Origin of the sequence: Pseudomonas parasichuanensis, from assembly GCF_021601385.1 — a bacterium.
Lineage (GTDB): Bacteria > Pseudomonadota > Gammaproteobacteria > Pseudomonadales > Pseudomonadaceae > Aquipseudomonas > Aquipseudomonas parasichuanensis.
This window is the reverse complement of record NZ_BQHO01000131.1, coordinates 1-206: the sequence shown is the minus strand read 5'-3', so window position 1 is coordinate 206 and position 206 is coordinate 1. Positions and strand designations below refer to the sequence as shown.

The window sequence follows — 206 nt, the reverse complement described above, 5'->3', positions numbered from 1 at the left end:
ACCTTGTCGCCTTCGTTACCAGTGCCGGTACCGCCGCCGCTGCCCGGTTCATCGGTAACCGAGGTGGTGACGGTATTGTCGCCGAGGGTCAGTTTCTCGAAGTTGTCGCCACCGGCGACGGATTCGATCTTGTTGACGATGTTCGGCTGACCGCCGGTGTACACATCATCCTTGGCGGTGATGGTGAAGGTGCCAGAGGCGCTGCC

Annotated in this window: 1 protein-coding gene; it reads right to left on the bottom strand. The window is 61.2% G+C overall.

Annotation, left to right across the window (positions count from 1 at the left end):
• The coding region (locus tag L6D77_RS27250) for an immunoglobulin-like domain-containing protein (protein ID WP_236170255.1) at nt 1-206 on the bottom strand (206 nt) is incomplete at both ends.